This window comes from Nocardiopsis moroccensis (assembly GCF_055763695.1).
On record NZ_CP199747.1, the window covers coordinates 2,996,674 to 3,011,024 of the forward strand.

Genomic DNA, 14,351 nt, shown 5'->3' on the forward strand with positions numbered 1-14,351 from the left:
GTGCGTTACGATAATGGTTATCGTTTTCAGCACTGGGAGGGTCTTCCCCGATGAAAGAAGTGACCGCACCCCTGCGCGTGGTCGTGGCCTCCGGGCTGCACCGGCTCGCACGCCGCAGCACCGTGGACGACCTCATCACCGCCGTCCCCGGGTCCATTGCCGTCCACCACGACCTCGACGGCATCGCCGAGGGCATCGTCCACCGCGTCACCCGGGACCGGTGGGGTGTCCTCGACCACAGCCCGGTCGACCTGGACCACCTGTGCGCCTCCTGCACCCTGCGCGAGGACCTGATCCCCACCCTGCTGGAACTGGCCGAACGCGGTGAGCACACCCTGTGCGTGGTGGAGTCCTGGGACGGGGTCGAACCGCGCTCGGTGGCCGAGGCCGTCGCCTCGCAGGAGGAACTCCGCCTGGCCGCCGTCGTCACCGCGGTGGACTCCGAACGCCTGCTGCCCGACCTGTCCGGCCACGACGACCTGGCCGATCGGTCCCTGGACATCGCCGTGGAGGACGAACGAACCGTCGCGGAGGTTCTCGCCCACCAGATCGAGTACCCCACGGTGCTCACCCTGCACGGCTCCCGCCACCGCGACGAGGCCCGCGCGATCATCGAACACCTCAACCCGGCCGCCGTGGTGGTCCCGCCCGGCAGCGGACTGGTCGCCCTCACCGAGGGACGCTTCGACCCCGAGAGCGCCGCGAACCGGCTCAACCCGGCCTGGGCCCAGTACTCCGACATGTCCGACGGCCGGGTCAGCACCCTCGTGTGGACCCGCAAGCGCCCCCTGCACCCGGTCCGCCTGCACGAGGCACTGGAGCGGATCGTGGCTTCGGGAATGCGCGGGCGCGGCCGGATCTGGCTGGCCAGCAGGCCCGACACCCTCCTGGTCTGGGACGCCTACAACGACGCCCTGATCCTGGAGAGCGGCGGGCCCTGGCTGGGAGCCCTGCCCGAGGCCGCCGCCGAGATGGTCTCCGAGACCCGCCGGGCCTCCGCGCTCCTGGACTGGGACCCGGTCGTCGGCGACCGCCGCCAGCACCTGGCGTTCACCGGAATCGACCTGGACGCCGACCGGCTGGTCGAACTGCTCGACTCCTGCCTGCTCACCGACGGGGAGTCGGGGCGCCCCCTGGCCGAGGACCCCTTCGCCGACGCGATCTGAGCAGCCCGCCCCCGGAAGGGGACCGAACCCCGTAAGAGAAGGTGAGGAACACCCATGCCACCCAAGGCCCGCCGCTCCGCTGGGCGCGGCGCCCCGCGCAGGTTCGCCAATCCGCTGGGCGAGGCCGACCACGTCGACTACAAGGACACCGTCCTGCTCCGCAAGTTCATCTCGGAGAAGGGCAAGATCCGCAGCCGCCGGGTCACCCGCGTCACCGCACGCCAGCAGCGCCTGATCGCCGCCGCGGTCAAGAACGCCCGGGAGATGGCACTGCTGCCCTACCCGTCCTCGACCAAGCAGAACTGACCGGGGCCACCGACCGGACCAGAGCGAACCGGCCGCAGAGCCCGACCAACCACAGAGCAACCACAGAGAAGGAGGGGAACCCATGTCCCGTGTCTGCCAGGTGACCGGGAAGGCGCCCGGTTTCGGCCACGCCGTCTCCCACTCCCACCGGCGCACCAAGCGCCGCTTCGACCCCAACATCCAGAACAAGCGGTACTGGCTGCCCAGCGAACAGCGCTTCGTGAAACTCCGGCTGAGCACCAAGGGGATGAAGGTGATCGACGCCCGCGGCATCGAACGCGTGGTCGCCGACATCCGTGCCCGAGGGGAGAGGGTCTGATGGCCAAGAAGAGCAAGATCGCCCGCAACGAACAGCGCAGGGAGGTCGTCGCCCGCTACGCCGAGCGGCGCGCCGAACTGAAGCGGCTGATCAAAAGCCCGCACACCGGCGAGGAGGAGCGCGCGGCCACCGTCGCCGAACTGCGCCGCCAGCCCCGCGACGCCAGTGCCACCCGGGTCCGCAACCGCGACGCCGTTGACGGCCGCCCCCGCGCGCACCTGAGGAAGTTCGGGCTCTCCCGGATCCGGTTCCGGGAGATGGCCCACCGGGGCGAACTGCCCGGGGTCACCAAGTCCAGCTGGTAACCGGACCGGACCCGCCCGGACCGGCCCCGAAGTCGGTCCGGGCGCAGACCGGGCCGACCGTTCGCGATCCGGTCGGCCCGAGGGTTCGACGGGGCGCGCCCCCGCCTCCTCCCCGCCCCGTCGAACCCGCCTCGCGACGCCGGTGCCCCCGGGGGCCCGGAAACCCGAGGGGTCCGGGAACCCCGAGGAGCCCGGGGAGCCCGAGGAGCCGCACCGGGTACCCCGGCAGCCTCACCCCTTGGGCGGGGCCGTGCTGTCGCGCTCGACCAGGCGGGTGGCCAGCTCCACCCGGGTGGTCTCGGGTTCGTTGCCGTTGACCAGGTCGAACAGCATCCGGGTGGCCATCTGCGCCATGTCGCGCAGCGGTTGGCGGACGGTGGTCAACGGCGGGGTCGCCCACCGGGCCTCGGGCAGGTCGTCGAACCCCACCACCGAGACGTCGTCGGGCACGCTCAGGCCCCGCTTGTACAGGACCTCGTAGGCGCCGCGGGCCATCTGGTCGGAGCCCGCGAAGATCGCCGTGGGTGGTTCGGGCAGGTCCAGCAGCTCCTCGGTGAGCTGTTTTCCGGTCCCGGCCATGAAGTCACCGTGGCGCACGTAGCCCTCCGGGACGGGCAGCCCGGCGTCGCGCATGGCGCTGCGGTACCCGTCCACGCGGGCCCGGCTGCACATGACGTCCGGCGGTCCGCTGAGCATGGCGACGCGCCGGTGCCCCAGGCCGATGAGGTGTTCGGTGGCGGTGAGCCCCCCGTCCCAGTTGGCGGCGCCCACCGCCGGGACCTCGCGAGCGGGGTCGCCGACGGGGTCCACGATCACCACGGGGATCCCGAGAGCGTCGAGCTGGGCCTGCTGCTGGGAGGAGAGTTCGGACAGCACCAGGACCACCCCGTCGGAGCGCCGGGCCTGGAGGTTGTCCAGCCACTTGCGCCCGGGCCTGCTGCGTTTGCGGTCGTGCACGGCGGAGACGACGACCCCGGACCCGGCGTCGTGCGTGACCTCCTCGACGCCGGTGAGGATCTCCATCGCCCAGGGGCTTCCCAGGTCGAGGAAGACGAGATCGATCAGGCCGACGGGGCGCCGCCCCCGGTGGCGACGCGGCTGGTACCGGTGCTGCTCCAGGAGCCGTTCCACCTGGCGCCGGGTGTCGGCCGCGACGTCGAGGTGACCGTTGATCACCTTGGAGACGGTCGAGACGGAGACCTCCGCTTCACCAGCGATCTCGGCCAGGGTGGGGCGTCGCTTCGCCATGTGCCTCCTCGTCGTCGGGGGAACGGGCTCCCCTGGATTCTCTGCGAGGGATTCTATCCCGAAACTTTTCGCCCTCAGGCACCGCAACCTCCTCGCAACCAGAGGGCCTCTTGACGGAAAACCGTGGACGGCTTAGCGTCAGCCTTCTCGAAAGCTATCGGAAACATTTCGAAAGCTTTCGGTTCCCCCCAGACCGACGGAAGAACGGTTCCACGCCATGAGTCGCACCCATCGGACACGTGTGATCGGCAGCACCTCCCTGGCCCTGTCCCTCCTCCTCGCCACCGGCTGCGGTACCTCCGGCCCCGGATCCGGGGACACCATGCAGGTCTGGGCGCTGGAGGACGCCGCGGTCAACGAGATCGTCGAACAGGGCATCGAGGCGCACAACGGCTCGCACGAGACCCCTGCCGAACTCGTCACCTTCGTCAACGACGCCTACAAACAGCGCCTCCAGGTCGCTCTCGGCTCCCCCAACGCCCCCGACGTGTTCTTCAACTGGGGCGGCGGCAACCTCGCCCAGTACACCTCGCAGGGCCAGGTGTACGACCTCACCCAGACCCTGGAGGACAACCCCGAGTTCCGGGACTCCTTCCTGCCCAGCGTCCTCGACGTCGCCGCCGTGGACGGCTCCTACTACGGGGTCCCGCTCCTCGGGGTCCAACCCGTCGTCATGTACTACAACAGGGACGTCCTGGACGAGGCCGGACTCGAACCGCCCAGGACCATCGACGACCTGTACGAGGCGGTCGACGTCCTCCAGGAGGAGGGCGTCACCCCGATCACCCTCCCCGGCGCCCAGGGCTGGACCCAGCTGATGTGGTTCTCCTACCTGGTGGACCGGGTCGGCGGACCCGACGTGTTCCAGGCCATCTCCGACGGGGAGGAGGGCGCCTGGGAGCACCCCGCCGTCCTCGAGGCCATGGAGATGTGCCAGGACCTGGTCGAGCGGGGCGCCTTCGGCAACAACTTCAGCTCCATCGACTACGACAACGGCAGCGCCTCGGCGCTCCTGGCCACCGGCGAGTCCGCGATGTTCCTGATGGGCAGCTGGGACCTCGCCCAGCAGATGGAGAACAACCCCGAGTTCGTCGAGAGCGGCGCCCTCGGCTTCACCTCCTTCCCCGCGCTGGAGGGTGGCGCGGGCGAACCCGGCGCGATCGTCGGCAACCCCAGCAACTACTTCTCGGTCAACAGCGACAGCGAACACACCGAGGCGGCGGTCGACTTCCTCGTCGAGACCATGGCCTCCGACGAGTACGTGGACGAGCTCATCGCGGCCGGCCAGGTCCCCGCCGTCGAGGGCATCGAGGACCAGCTCCAGGAGAGTGACCACGCCGAGTTCGCCACCTTCACCCACGAACTGGTCTCCGAAGCGCCGACCTTCACCCAGTCCTGGGACCAGGCCCTGGCCCCGGACGCGGCCGAGGCGATGCTGACCAACCTCCAACTGCTCTTCCTCGGTGACCTCACCCCGGAGGAGTTCGCACAGGACATGGAGAGCCTCCGGTGAGAACGTCCGCCACGGAGCGGCCCGGATTCGTCTGGGTCGCTCCGGCCCTGCTGTTCTTCGGCCTCTTCGGCCTGGGGCCCGTCGCCGTCGTGGCCTACCTGAGCTTCACCTCCTGGAGCGGTATCGGCTCCCCCGAGTGGACCGGCCTGGACAACTGGTCGGCGCTGGCCGGGGACGCCCAGGTCGGCGGGGGTCTGCGCATCACACTGATCCTCACCGTGCTGTGCTGGGCCACCCAGACCCCGCTGGCCCTGGCCTTCGGCGTGTGGGCCGCCGGACACCAGCGCGTGCGCGCGGTGGTGAGCGCGGTCTTCTTCCTGCCGCTGCTGCTGTCCACGGCGGCGATCGCCCTGGTGTGGAAGGCCCTGCTCGACCCGAGCTTCGGCGTCCCGGCCCAGGTCCGCGACGCCTTCGGGCTGACCCACAGCAACGTGCTCGGCAGCTCCTCGCTGGCGCTGTACGCGATCGTGTTCATCCTGCTGTGGCAGTTCCTGCCCTTCCACATGCTGCTGTACCAGGCGGCCGCGCGACAGGTGCCGCAGTCCCTGTACGAGGCGGCCGAACTCGACGGCGCCTCCGGCCTGCAGCGCTTCCTGCGCATCACCGTCCCGCAGCTCAGGCACACCGTCATCGCTTCGTCGGTGCTGATGGTGGTCGGCTCGATGACCTACTTCGAGACCGTCCTGCTGCTCACCAACGGCGGCCCGGGAAACGCGACCCGCATCCTGCCGCTGCACATGTACAACCAGGGCTTCGCGGCCTTCCAGATGGGGTACGCGAGCGCGATCGCCGTGCTCCTGGTGGTTCTGGGGGCCGGACTGTCCCTGCTGGTCGTGCGGGTCACCGGCTACTCCCGGATGACCAGCCAGAGGGAGGGGATGTGACATGGCCGCCCGAACACGGCCGATGACCGGCCCGGGCAGGAGGCCCGCCTACGGCGCCGGGATCGGAGCCGCCGTCTGGCTGGTCCTCGTGGCCGTCCCGCTGTACTACCTGGTCGCCACCAGTCTGCGCGGCCCGGGCGACTACATGTCCCAGGGTCCGCTGTCCGTCCCCGGGTCGCTCACCCTGGACAACTACCGCAACGTGTTCGAGGTCGGGTTCCTGGGGTTCCTGACCAACAGCCTGATCGTGGCCCTGGGTTCGATCGCCCTGGTGCTGGCGGTGGCGGTGCCCGCCGCCTTCGCGATCGTGCGCAGCCGCAGCCGGGCCGTCCGGGTGAGCTTCACCCTGTTCCTGCTGGGGCTGGCGGTTCCCGCACAGGCGGTGATCATCCCGATCTACCTGATCATCACCCGGCTGAACCTGTACGACAGCCTGCCCGCGATCATCCTCCCCACCTCGGCGTTCGCCCTGCCGATCTCCATCGTGGTGCTCACCAGTTCGCTGCGGGACGTGCCCGGCGAGCTCTACGAGGCGATGGCCCTGGACGGCGCGCCCACCTGGCAGGTGTTCGTCCGCCTGGTGCTGCCGCTGTCCCGCCCCGGGGTCATGACGGTGGCGATCTTCGTGGGCCTCAACGCGTGGAACAACTTCATCTTCCCCCTGGTGCTCACCCAGAGCGAGTCCAACCGGGTGCTGCCCCTGGGGTTGTGGGCGTTCCAGACCCAGTACGGAACCGACGTGCCCGGGTTGATGGCGGCGGTGGTGCTGTCCTCACTGCCGATCCTGGCCCTGTACCTGTTCGGCCGCAGGCAACTGCTGAGCGGTCTGGCCGCCGGTTTCGGCAAGTAGCCCCCCGGCACGGGCGCCGTGTCCCCCTGCCCCGGGCACGCCCGTGGCGTCCCGACCATGCCGGCACCCCACCGCCCGAGCCCGTCCCCGACACCCCGAATCCGTCCCTGACGAAAGGCCGAGATGACGACCTCCTCCGCCGCCGGTGTCCGCGCCGGCACCATCACCAACCCGGTGCTGCCCGGTTTCCACCCCGACCCGTCGGTCCTGCGGGTCGGCGAGGACTACTACCTGGCGACGTCGACCTTCGAGTGGAGCCCGGGGGTGCTGCTGCACCACTCCCGCGACCTGGTCCACTGGCGTCCCCTCGGCGGGATCCTGGACCGGGACCGCCTCCTCGACCTGACCGGGCACCGGGACGGCGCGGGCGTGTGGGCGCCCTGCCTGTCCCACCGGGACGGGGTGTTCCATCTGATCTTCACCGATGTGGAGAACTACGCCGGAGGTTTCTGGGACACCCCCAACTACGTGACCACGGCCCGTTCGGTCGAGGGGCCGTGGAGCGACCCGGTACCGATCCACTCGATGGGGTTCGACCCGTCCCTGTTCCACGACTCGGACGGCCGGAGCTGGGTGCTCACCAACGTGATGGACTGGCGGCCCGGGCGTGAAGCGTTCGCCGGGATCGTGCTCCAGGAACTGGACCCCGAGCGGATGCGGCTGCTGGGCCGGCCCCGGATGGTCTTCGAGGGCACCTCCGCCCGGGTGACCGAGGCGCCGCACCTGTACCGCGAGAACGGCTGGTACTACCTGGTGACCGCCGAGGGCGGGACGCAGTGGGACCACCAGGTGACGGTGGCCCGGTCCCGGGAGATCACCGGGCCGTACGAGGTGGACCCGGCCGGACCGATGCTGTCCTCGCGCGAGCACCCGTCCCTGGGACTGCAGAAGGCCGGGCACGGGAGCCTGGTCGCCACCCCGGACGGCGAGTGGTTCCTGGCCCACCTGGCCTCGCGTCCGCTCACCGAGCGCGGCCGGTGCGTGCGCGGGCGGGAGACTGCGCTGCAACGGGTGGAGTGGGCCGAGGGGTGGCCGAGGGTGGCGGGCGGAGTCCCGCACGAGGAGGTCGAGGGGCCCGCGTTGGCGCCGCACCCCTGGCCGGAGGCGCCCGCCCGGGACGACTTCGACGCTCCGGTGCTGCGCCCGGAGTGGAGCACGCTGCGGCGCCACGCGGACGAGGAGTGGGTGTCGTTGACCGAACGTCCGGGGCACCTGCGTGTCCGGGGCGGGGAGTCGCCGTCCGGAACGCGTCGACCGAGCCTGGTGGCCCGGCGGGTGCAGCACGAGCGGTGCGTGCTGGAGACCGTGATGGAGTTCTCCACCGACACCTTCCAGCGGATGGCCGGGCTGACCGCGTACTACAACATGCGGCAGTGGCACTACCTGCACGTCGGGTTCGACGAGCGGGAGGGGCTGTTCGCCGGGGTACTCAGTTCCGACCGCGGTCGGGTGCACGAGGTCGGTGGCCGGGTGGACGTGCGGGGGTGGGAGAGGTTCCACCTGCGCGCCGAGATCGACGGGGCGGAGCTGCGCTTCTCGCTCTCCCGGGACGGGCGGGAGTGGATCGGGGTGGGCGGGATGTTGGACGCCAGCATCCTGTCCGACGACTACGCGGCGGAGAAGGCGGCCGACGGTGAGACCGCCACCGTCTGGGGTTTCACCGGGGCCTTCCTGGGGCTGTGGGTGCACGACCTGACCGGGACGGGCTGCCACGCCGACTTCGACCACGCCACCTACCGGGAACTCAAGGACTGAGAGGCGGCGGGAAGCGCTCCTGTGGGATTGCCGATCCGCGGAGAGCGCTCTCTTCCGACTCGGATTCCGGAAAGGGATAGTGGAGCCAGGTGACCTGGGGCAGACCGGGAGCCTGGCTCAGCCCATGTTCCGCCCGTGTCCGAGCCATCCGTGGAAAAGCCCACCGCACCTTTACAACGTAGATTATTAGTAGTTTGAGACTTCTGGAACCCTGCGCAGCGACCCGGAAACTCGCTTCCGTCGTGCTGGGCCGGCAACCGGAGGCCGCACTCGCGGGAGCCGCCAGCGGGACCTTCGCCAACTCCGGGATTCACAGGCTGGCGCTGATCGAGAGTTCCGAGGCGTTCCTGACGACCTACCAGGAGATTCGGGGCCGGAAGTTCACCACAGAGGAGCAGGAGGTCACCTGGGCGGCCAGCTTGTGGCCGGTCGCGCACAACGCCAGGTGGGAAGCGCTGCACAGCACTGCCCCGCTGTCCATCAGCACACTCGGCGCGTAGGCGGACGAACGTCTTCGCAGAGGGAGCGCCCGGTCCTTGCACTGAAAGCAGAGCCAGATGGCCGGGACAGACCGGGCGCCTGGTTCGGTTCTGGCGTGGACCCCAGTGGGCCGGGGTCAGGGAAGAAGGCCTTCCTCGTACGCCCAGGAGAACAGGCTCCCGCCCGAGGGGACTGGCAGGAACATGCCGGTGGACAGCAGGTCGTCCACCACACGAGCGGCCAGAGCACGGTCCCTCTGGTAGAGCTCCTTGTACGCCTCGACCACGATCCACAACGTGTCATGCGTGAGCACGCGAAACCGCCTTGCCTGTGCGACCGCGGCGCGTTCATCCAGGACCGCGATCATGTCCCGGTGCCTGGCACAGGCGATGACGGCACACTCGCCGATATGACTGGTGGGGTCTCCGCCCATCTGGGCCTTGACCTCGATCTGCGTCCAGACCTCTTCCTCGGACAGAATGGCTATCTCGGCCCAGCTGACGGAGGAAACGGACGGGAATGTCCTGATAGGTCTCCCTCCCCCGTTCGATCTCGGTGTTCACCTCACTGGGTACGAGCACGACACCGAGGGGCGCGAGTTTCTCGATGATGTCCGCGTGGCCAGCGCGACAAAGGTGCGTATAGGTGCTTGTGTCCATCACCCACCTGCGTGGATCAGTCATCGTGCCCCGCAAACGAGACGCGGAGGTCGTCCAGGGATAGGGGGTCCTGACGTGGCAGTTCTTCGGCGGCGAGTGTCCCCCGCATCAGTTCGACCGTCCGGTCGGCCGTCAGACGGCCCGATGTGTAGCCGTTCACGCAAGCCGCCGCGAAGCCTGGCGAGACGTAAGGACTGGAGAGTTCGTTGTCCCAGGACAGGCCGAGGCGCATGTAGTCTCCGGCTCGCGGATCCTCCTGGTTCATGGATCCGTGCTCGTCGTAACTGATGAGCCCGAGGTTTCTGAGTTGTCCGAGAGCGGCGGACCAGCTCAGTCTGAACGACGCTCCGACCGCGAGAGCCCTCTCCCGAACAGTCCAGCTGGCGTGCTGTTTCCAAACCGCACTGACGCCGGCGCGCGGAGCGAGAAAGTGGATTGCGAACGAGTTGATCATCTTTTCGCTGCCTGAGGACACTCGCGCGTCGTACGCGTCGCCGCAGAGCCAGTGGCCGAGTTCGTGCGCCAGAGTCATGCGACGGCGCCCAGCAGGAGCGTCACCGTTGATCACCGCAGCCCCGAGAGTCTCCGAGCCGTCGGTGACCTCAACACAGCCACCGTCGGGGCCGTTCCCGCCCAGTGGTGAGGAGAACGTGTACAGCCCGAGGCGCTGGCAGACCGCACCGAGATCCCGTACAGGTTTGTCAGCCATGTCGAGGCGCCGCCGGACCAGCCCGGCCATGCGCTCCGCGGATTCGTGAGTCTTCGGAGTGCACGCATCCTTGGGGCGCGCCATCGGCGTGAGCAGGCCCATCTCCAGGCACAGCCGGACGTCCGCCGCGAACTGTTCGAGTTCTGAGTCGAGGGCCCATGTGGTCTCGTGGGCCTGCACGGTGTCGCTTCGCCGACTCACCGCCGCGGGCACCGGCTCGGTGACGAAGTAGGCGAGAGGGCGGTCGAGCTGGTTCGCGACAGCGACGAGTTCAGGGACGCTCAGCTTTCGCTCGCCCTTCTCAAGCCTGCTGACCGCGCTCCGGTCGAGCCCTACCGCAAGGCCGATCTCCTCCTGGGTCATACCCGCGTCTTCGCGGGCCTGAGCAATGCGCTTCCCAAGGGCCAACTTGTCCATGTGTGTGATTTTCACACATCAAGTGGACCGTTGTCGAAGGAACTCCGGATCGCTTCACGTCCCGCCCCGAAAGCAACATCTCCCCGGAACCGTTCCCGAGTGCACGGGGAGCAGAGCGAGCCATAGGCCTCAACTCCCGAGCGCCAGGCGCACGCCCAAGGTGAGCATGAGAACCGCGATGGCCCCGTCGAGCACCCGCCAGGCTCCCGGGCGGGCGAACACCGGCCGAAGCAACCTGGCCCCGAAACCCAGGGAGAAGAACCACACGAAGCTCCCGGTCACGGCCCCGGCCGCCCACCACCAGCGAGCGTCCCCGGCCTGCTGGTTGGCGACCGATCCGAGGAAGAGCACGGTGTCCAGGTACACGTGCGGGTTGAGCCAGGTCAGAGCGAAAGCGGTGACGAGCGCGGCCCTGGTGCCGGTGCGTTTCCGGGTACTCGTGCGCTCGCGGGTGGCGGCCCGGACCGCCGAACCGCTCTCCGCCGGCCCCGGCTCGGTCCCGGGAACGTCCCCGGCGGGAACGTCCTCCGTGGGCACCAGGGCCTCGGCCCGCCCGGGCCGAAGGGCCCGCCAGGCGGCGAGCAGGCCGTACACCACGAGGAAGCCCGCGCCGAGCAGCCGGATGACCACCATCGCCGTGGGCAGGGCCTCGACCAGCCCGCCGATGCCCACGACCCCGGCGGTGATGAGCAGCGCGTCGGACACCGCGCAGAGCAGCACCACCGCCAGGACCGTGTCGGACCGGCCCTCGATGCCGAGCCGGAGCAGGTACGCGTTCTGGGCACCGATGGCGACGATGAGCGCCAGGCCGGTGCCCATGCCCATCAGTGCGGGGAGAAGGGTTTCGTTCACGGGAGAAGCCTCCCCCATCTGCGCCATACAGTAAAGCTAAACTTTCTCAGAACCCCTAAGCACTCCTTATGAACGCACGTCAGGAGCCCGTGGATGCCCTTCCAGTTCGATCACCTGCGCACACTGACCGCCCTCGTCGACGAGGGCACCTTCGAGTCGGCCGCCCGCCGCCTGCACGTGACCTCCTCCGCGGTCTCGCAGCGGGTCCGGACCATGGAGCAGACCGCGGGCCAGGTACTGGTACAGCGGACCAACCCGGTGGTGCCCACCGAGGCGGGCGACGCCGTACTGCGCTACGCCCGCCAGGTGCTGCTGCTGGACCAGGACGTGCTGTCCGAACTGCGCCACGGCGGGGAGGAGAACCGCAACCACGTGCCCCTGGCCGTGAACGCCGACAGCCTGTCCACCTGGTTCCTGGAGGCGCTCTCCGAACTCCCCCCGGAACTGGGCGCCGTCTTCGAGATCCACCGCGAGGACGAGGAGCACACCACCGGGCTGTTGCGCTCGGGTTCGGTGATGGCCGCGGTGACCTCCACGCCGGAAGCGGTGCAGGGGTGTTCCGTGGAGGGTCTGGGGGTGCTGCGCTACCAGGCGGTGTGCAGCCCGGGGTTCGCCGAGCGTCACGGGGTGCGCGGGGTCGAGGGGCTCAATGGGGCGCCGGTGGTGAACTTCGACCGCAAGGACGATCTGCAGGACCGCTTCCTGCGCGACCTGACCGGGGAGGGTTCGCACGGGCCGCGCCACTACATTCCGGCGTCGGAGGACTTCGCGCGCACGGTACTGCTGGGTTTCGGGTGGGGCGCGGTCCCCGAGCACCAGTGCGCGCGGGCCCTGGAGAGCGGCAGGCTGGTGGCGCTGGCCCCGGAGCACCCGGTGGAGGTCCGACTGTTCTGGCAGCGCTGGAACCTGCGCTCACCGCTGCTCGACGAGGTCACCCGGTGCGTGCGCGAAGGAGCCGCCGCCCGCCTGCACCCGATGTGATCCGCCCCGGCCGGTGCCGTACGGCTACCGCGAACCCTGGGGGTCGGGAAGCACGGACAGGTCCCCGTCGGTGACCAGGCCGAAGTGGAGCGCCTTCTCCGTGAGCACGTCCACCCGCCAGTCCTGCCCCTGGCGGGCCTCCCCCGGTTCCACCTGGAACTTGTTCCTGAGCAGGTAGTCGATGTGGGAGTTGACCGCCGCCTTGGACAGGCCGAGCCGTTCGGCCACCTGGACCTGGGTGGGCGTGTACCGGGTGCCGGGGTCGCGCAGCCGGGGTTCGCAGAAGGCCACGAGCACACGGTAGTAGGTGTGCAGGCGGTCGATCCGGAAGCTGCGGACGTCGGTGTGCTCGGCGGCGGTGTCGTCCGGGTCCTGGGCGACGAACGGGTCCTCGTCCGCGCCGGGAACCATAATGCTGCTGCAGGCCGCGGGCGCCATCACCAGGAAACCGTGTTCGCCCCGGCCCCCGGGGACGAGGACCCGGGAGGTCTCGAAGGGGACCAGCATCCCCTGGGTGTGCGGTGGGACCTTGAGGAAACCGGCGAGGCGTTCGGTGTTCTCCACGACGTAGGACTTGGTCGGGCTCAGGTTGCTGATCCGCCAGTGGTCGCCGCGCGCGATGATCTCCCCGGCCACCCGGGACACCGCCCGGTCCTCGTCGGCCAGTCGGATGTCGACCCGGCGGTTGCGTCCGCCGCGGCCGAAGGTACGGACCTGGCCCGCTTCCAGGTGGTGGGTGCCCAGGGGGGTGTCGCTGTCGTAGTCCTGCTGGACCGTGATGACCTGGTCGGGGTCCTCGCTCGGGGGGAACGCGCGCATGTGCCGTCTCCAGGGGGCGGGGGGAGCCGCACGGGGCCGGGCCTGTGCGTTGAAGGATACTGCGTACCGCGCGGAGCGGCGGCGGATCTGCGAACCACGGCACCGGGGCGACCTGCGCCGCCTCCGAACGGGACCGGACACGGGGTGAGGCGGTCGTCGTGCCGTCCGCCCCGCCGCCGTAGTTTGGTGAGGGCACCGATCCGAGGACAGCGAGCGCATCGAGGAGAACCCATGGGCCTGGACGCGACACCGGTGGCACTGGGCAGGCACGGTGTGTGGCTGCCGCACCAGTACGTCGACGAGGACGTGGCCGCCGAGGTGGAGCGCCTGGGCTACGGCACCCTGTGGGTGGGCGGTTCGCCCACCTCCGAACTGGAGCCGGTGGCGACCGCGTTGGCGGCCACGTCCCGGCTGGCGGTGGCCACCGGGATCGTCAACATCTGGTCCGCACCCGCCGAGGAGGTCGCCGACGCCTACCGGCGGCTGGAGGCCGCGTACCCGGGCCGATTCCTGCTGGGGATCGGGGCGGGGCACCGGGAGACCGACGGCGGTGAGGCGGTCCGGCCCCTGCACGGGGTGCGGGAGTACCTGGACGTGCTGGAAACGGAAGGGGTCCCGGGGAACCGCAGGGTGTTGGCGGCGTTGGGGCCGAGGATGCTGGGGCTGAGCGCTGAACGCGCGGCCGGGTCCCACCCCTACCTGGTCACCCCGGAGCACACCCGCACCGCCCGGGAGGTACTGGGCGAAGGGCCGTTGCTGGCCGTCGAGCACAAGGCGGTGCTGGGTGGGGACTCGGCCGGAACCCGGCGGGCCGCACGCGAGGGCATGTCCTTCTACCTGGGGATACGCAACTACGCAGCCAACCTGGAGCGGCTGGGGTTCACCAGCGGGGATTTGACCGACGGCGGCAGCGACGCCCTGGTGGACGCCCTCGTGGCCCAGGGGTCGGCCCGGGAGGCGGCCACCGCGCTGGACGCGCACCTGGCGGCCGGGGCCGACCACGTCGTGGTCCAGCCGTTGCCCGGCGAGTGCGACCGGCTGGGCACCCTGGCCCGGTTGGCCCCCCTGCTCTCCTCCTGAAGATCGAC

At 69.9% G+C, this 14,351-nt stretch carries 16 protein-coding genes; 11 read left to right on the forward strand and 5 right to left on the reverse strand.

Going from position 1 to position 14,351, the window contains the following annotated elements; genetic code table 11:
* Positions 1–50: 50 nt before the first annotated feature.
* The 4 genes from ACUKCB_RS13330 to rpsN all read left to right on the forward strand — a co-directional run bounded on the left by ACUKCB_RS13330 (position 51) and on the right by rpsN (position 2,096).
* A complete protein-coding gene (locus ACUKCB_RS13330; RefSeq protein ID WP_473040801.1) occupies positions 51–1,166 on the forward strand; it encodes a CobW family GTP-binding protein in 1,116 nt (371 codons plus the stop codon).
* A gap of 54 nt (positions 1,167–1,220) precedes the next feature.
* On the forward strand, positions 1,221–1,472 hold the full coding sequence (gene rpsR / locus ACUKCB_RS13335) for a 30S ribosomal protein S18 (RefSeq protein ID WP_473040802.1): 252 nt from the start codon (positions 1,221–1,223) through the stop codon (positions 1,470–1,472).
* Positions 1,473–1,554: 82 nt separating this feature from the next.
* On the forward strand, positions 1,555–1,791 hold the full coding sequence (gene rpmB / locus ACUKCB_RS13340) for a 50S ribosomal protein L28 (protein ID WP_191273157.1): 237 nt from the start codon (positions 1,555–1,557) through the stop codon (positions 1,789–1,791).
* The gene (gene rpsN / locus ACUKCB_RS13345; RefSeq protein WP_473040803.1) at positions 1,791–2,096 is read left to right on the forward strand and encodes a 30S ribosomal protein S14; all 306 of its coding nucleotides are present in this window, start codon (positions 1,791–1,793) and stop codon (positions 2,094–2,096) included. Before rpmB ends, rpsN begins: the two co-directional genes overlap by 1 nt.
* 231 nt (positions 2,097–2,327) lie before the next feature.
* Here rpsN and ACUKCB_RS13350 read toward each other — a convergent pair whose 3' ends face one another.
* Complete coding sequence (locus ACUKCB_RS13350; protein ID WP_473040804.1) at positions 2,328–3,344, reverse strand: LacI family DNA-binding transcriptional regulator; 1,017 nt, start codon at positions 3,342–3,344, stop codon at positions 2,328–2,330.
* Positions 3,345–3,561: 217 nt separating this feature from the next.
* On the opposite strand from ACUKCB_RS13350, the gene ACUKCB_RS13355 reads away from it, so the two are divergent.
* From ACUKCB_RS13355 to ACUKCB_RS13375, 5 genes are all read left to right on the forward strand, one after another.
* A complete protein-coding gene (locus tag ACUKCB_RS13355; RefSeq protein WP_473040805.1) occupies positions 3,562–4,857 on the forward strand; it encodes an ABC transporter substrate-binding protein in 1,296 nt (431 codons plus the stop codon).
* Positions 4,854–5,741, forward strand: a complete 888-nt coding sequence (locus ACUKCB_RS13360) for a carbohydrate ABC transporter permease (protein WP_473040806.1) — start codon at positions 4,854–4,856, stop codon at positions 5,739–5,741. The genes ACUKCB_RS13355 and ACUKCB_RS13360 overlap by 4 nt, the downstream gene beginning before the upstream one ends.
* A 1-nt stretch (position 5,742) precedes the next feature.
* Positions 5,743–6,591 carry a carbohydrate ABC transporter permease gene (locus ACUKCB_RS13365; RefSeq protein WP_473040807.1) on the forward strand — a complete coding sequence of 283 codons (849 nt, stop codon included), beginning with the start codon at positions 5,743–5,745 and terminating at the stop codon, positions 6,589–6,591.
* A 123-nt stretch (positions 6,592–6,714) separates the two neighbouring features.
* Positions 6,715–8,346 (forward strand): glycoside hydrolase family 43 protein, encoded by a 1,632-nt coding sequence (locus ACUKCB_RS13370; protein WP_473040808.1) that lies wholly within the window; start codon positions 6,715–6,717, stop codon positions 8,344–8,346.
* A gap of 194 nt (positions 8,347–8,540) precedes the next feature.
* Positions 8,541–8,846 carry a hypothetical protein gene (locus tag ACUKCB_RS13375; protein ID WP_473040809.1) on the forward strand — a complete coding sequence of 102 codons (306 nt, stop codon included), beginning with the start codon at positions 8,541–8,543 and terminating at the stop codon, positions 8,844–8,846.
* Positions 8,847–8,962: 116 nt separating this feature from the next.
* Here ACUKCB_RS13375 and ACUKCB_RS13380 read toward each other — a convergent pair whose 3' ends face one another.
* The 3 genes from ACUKCB_RS13380 to ACUKCB_RS13390 all read right to left on the reverse strand — a co-directional run bounded on the left by ACUKCB_RS13380 (position 8,963) and on the right by ACUKCB_RS13390 (position 11,463).
* The gene (locus tag ACUKCB_RS13380; protein WP_473040810.1) at positions 8,963–9,259 is read right to left on the reverse strand and encodes a PIN domain-containing protein; all 297 of its coding nucleotides are present in this window, start codon (positions 9,257–9,259) and stop codon (positions 8,963–8,965) included.
* Positions 9,260–9,501: 242 nt separating this feature from the next.
* Positions 9,502–10,611 (reverse strand): helix-turn-helix domain-containing protein, encoded by a 1,110-nt coding sequence (locus ACUKCB_RS13385; protein ID WP_473040811.1) that lies wholly within the window; start codon positions 10,609–10,611, stop codon positions 9,502–9,504.
* A 129-nt stretch (positions 10,612–10,740) separates the two neighbouring features.
* Positions 10,741–11,463 carry a LysE/ArgO family amino acid transporter gene (locus ACUKCB_RS13390; RefSeq protein WP_473040812.1) on the reverse strand — a complete coding sequence of 241 codons (723 nt, stop codon included), beginning with the start codon at positions 11,461–11,463 and terminating at the stop codon, positions 10,741–10,743.
* Positions 11,464–11,556: 93 nt separating this feature from the next.
* Here ACUKCB_RS13390 and ACUKCB_RS13395 point away from each other — a divergent pair, with 93 nt between their 5' ends.
* The gene (locus ACUKCB_RS13395; RefSeq protein ID WP_473040813.1) at positions 11,557–12,444 is read left to right on the forward strand and encodes a LysR family transcriptional regulator ArgP; all 888 of its coding nucleotides are present in this window, start codon (positions 11,557–11,559) and stop codon (positions 12,442–12,444) included.
* Between the two features lie 24 nt (positions 12,445–12,468).
* On the opposite strand, the gene ACUKCB_RS13400 is transcribed toward ACUKCB_RS13395, so the two are convergent.
* The gene (locus ACUKCB_RS13400; protein ID WP_473040814.1) at positions 12,469–13,263 is read right to left on the reverse strand and encodes a winged helix-turn-helix domain-containing protein; all 795 of its coding nucleotides are present in this window, start codon (positions 13,261–13,263) and stop codon (positions 12,469–12,471) included.
* Between the two features lie 231 nt (positions 13,264–13,494).
* Between ACUKCB_RS13400 and ACUKCB_RS13405 the strand changes: the two genes are divergently transcribed.
* The gene (locus tag ACUKCB_RS13405) at positions 13,495–14,343 is read left to right on the forward strand and encodes an LLM class F420-dependent oxidoreductase (protein WP_473040815.1); all 849 of its coding nucleotides are present in this window, start codon (positions 13,495–13,497) and stop codon (positions 14,341–14,343) included.
* Positions 14,344–14,351 lie beyond the last annotated feature (8 nt).

Bases quoted from the DNA above. Each gene is read 5' to 3' on its own strand.
- ACUKCB_RS13330 (WP_473040801.1), top strand. From the start codon at position 51: ATGAAAGAAGTGACCGCACCCCTGCGCGTGGTCGTGGCCTCCGGGCTG.
- rpsR (WP_473040802.1), top strand. From the start codon at position 1,221: ATGCCACCCAAGGCCCGCCGCTCCGCTGGGCGCGGCGCCCCGCGCAGG.
- rpmB (WP_191273157.1), top strand. From the start codon at position 1,555: ATGTCCCGTGTCTGCCAGGTGACCGGGAAGGCGCCCGGTTTCGGCCAC.
- rpsN (WP_473040803.1), top strand. From the start codon at position 1,791: ATGGCCAAGAAGAGCAAGATCGCCCGCAACGAACAGCGCAGGGAGGTC.
- ACUKCB_RS13350 (WP_473040804.1), bottom strand. From the start codon at position 3,344: ATGGCGAAGCGACGCCCCACCCTGGCCGAGATCGCTGGTGAAGCGGAG.
- ACUKCB_RS13355 (WP_473040805.1), top strand. From the start codon at position 3,562: ATGAGTCGCACCCATCGGACACGTGTGATCGGCAGCACCTCCCTGGCC.
- ACUKCB_RS13365 (WP_473040807.1), top strand. From the start codon at position 5,743: ATGGCCGCCCGAACACGGCCGATGACCGGCCCGGGCAGGAGGCCCGCC.
- ACUKCB_RS13370 (WP_473040808.1), top strand. From the start codon at position 6,715: ATGACGACCTCCTCCGCCGCCGGTGTCCGCGCCGGCACCATCACCAAC.
- ACUKCB_RS13380 (WP_473040810.1), bottom strand. From the start codon at position 9,259: ATGGGCGGAGACCCCACCAGTCATATCGGCGAGTGTGCCGTCATCGCC.
- ACUKCB_RS13385 (WP_473040811.1), bottom strand. From the start codon at position 10,611: ATGGACAAGTTGGCCCTTGGGAAGCGCATTGCTCAGGCCCGCGAAGAC.
- ACUKCB_RS13395 (WP_473040813.1), top strand. From the start codon at position 11,557: ATGCCCTTCCAGTTCGATCACCTGCGCACACTGACCGCCCTCGTCGAC.
- ACUKCB_RS13400 (WP_473040814.1), bottom strand. From the start codon at position 13,263: ATGCGCGCGTTCCCCCCGAGCGAGGACCCCGACCAGGTCATCACGGTC.
- ACUKCB_RS13405 (WP_473040815.1), top strand. From the start codon at position 13,495: ATGGGCCTGGACGCGACACCGGTGGCACTGGGCAGGCACGGTGTGTGG.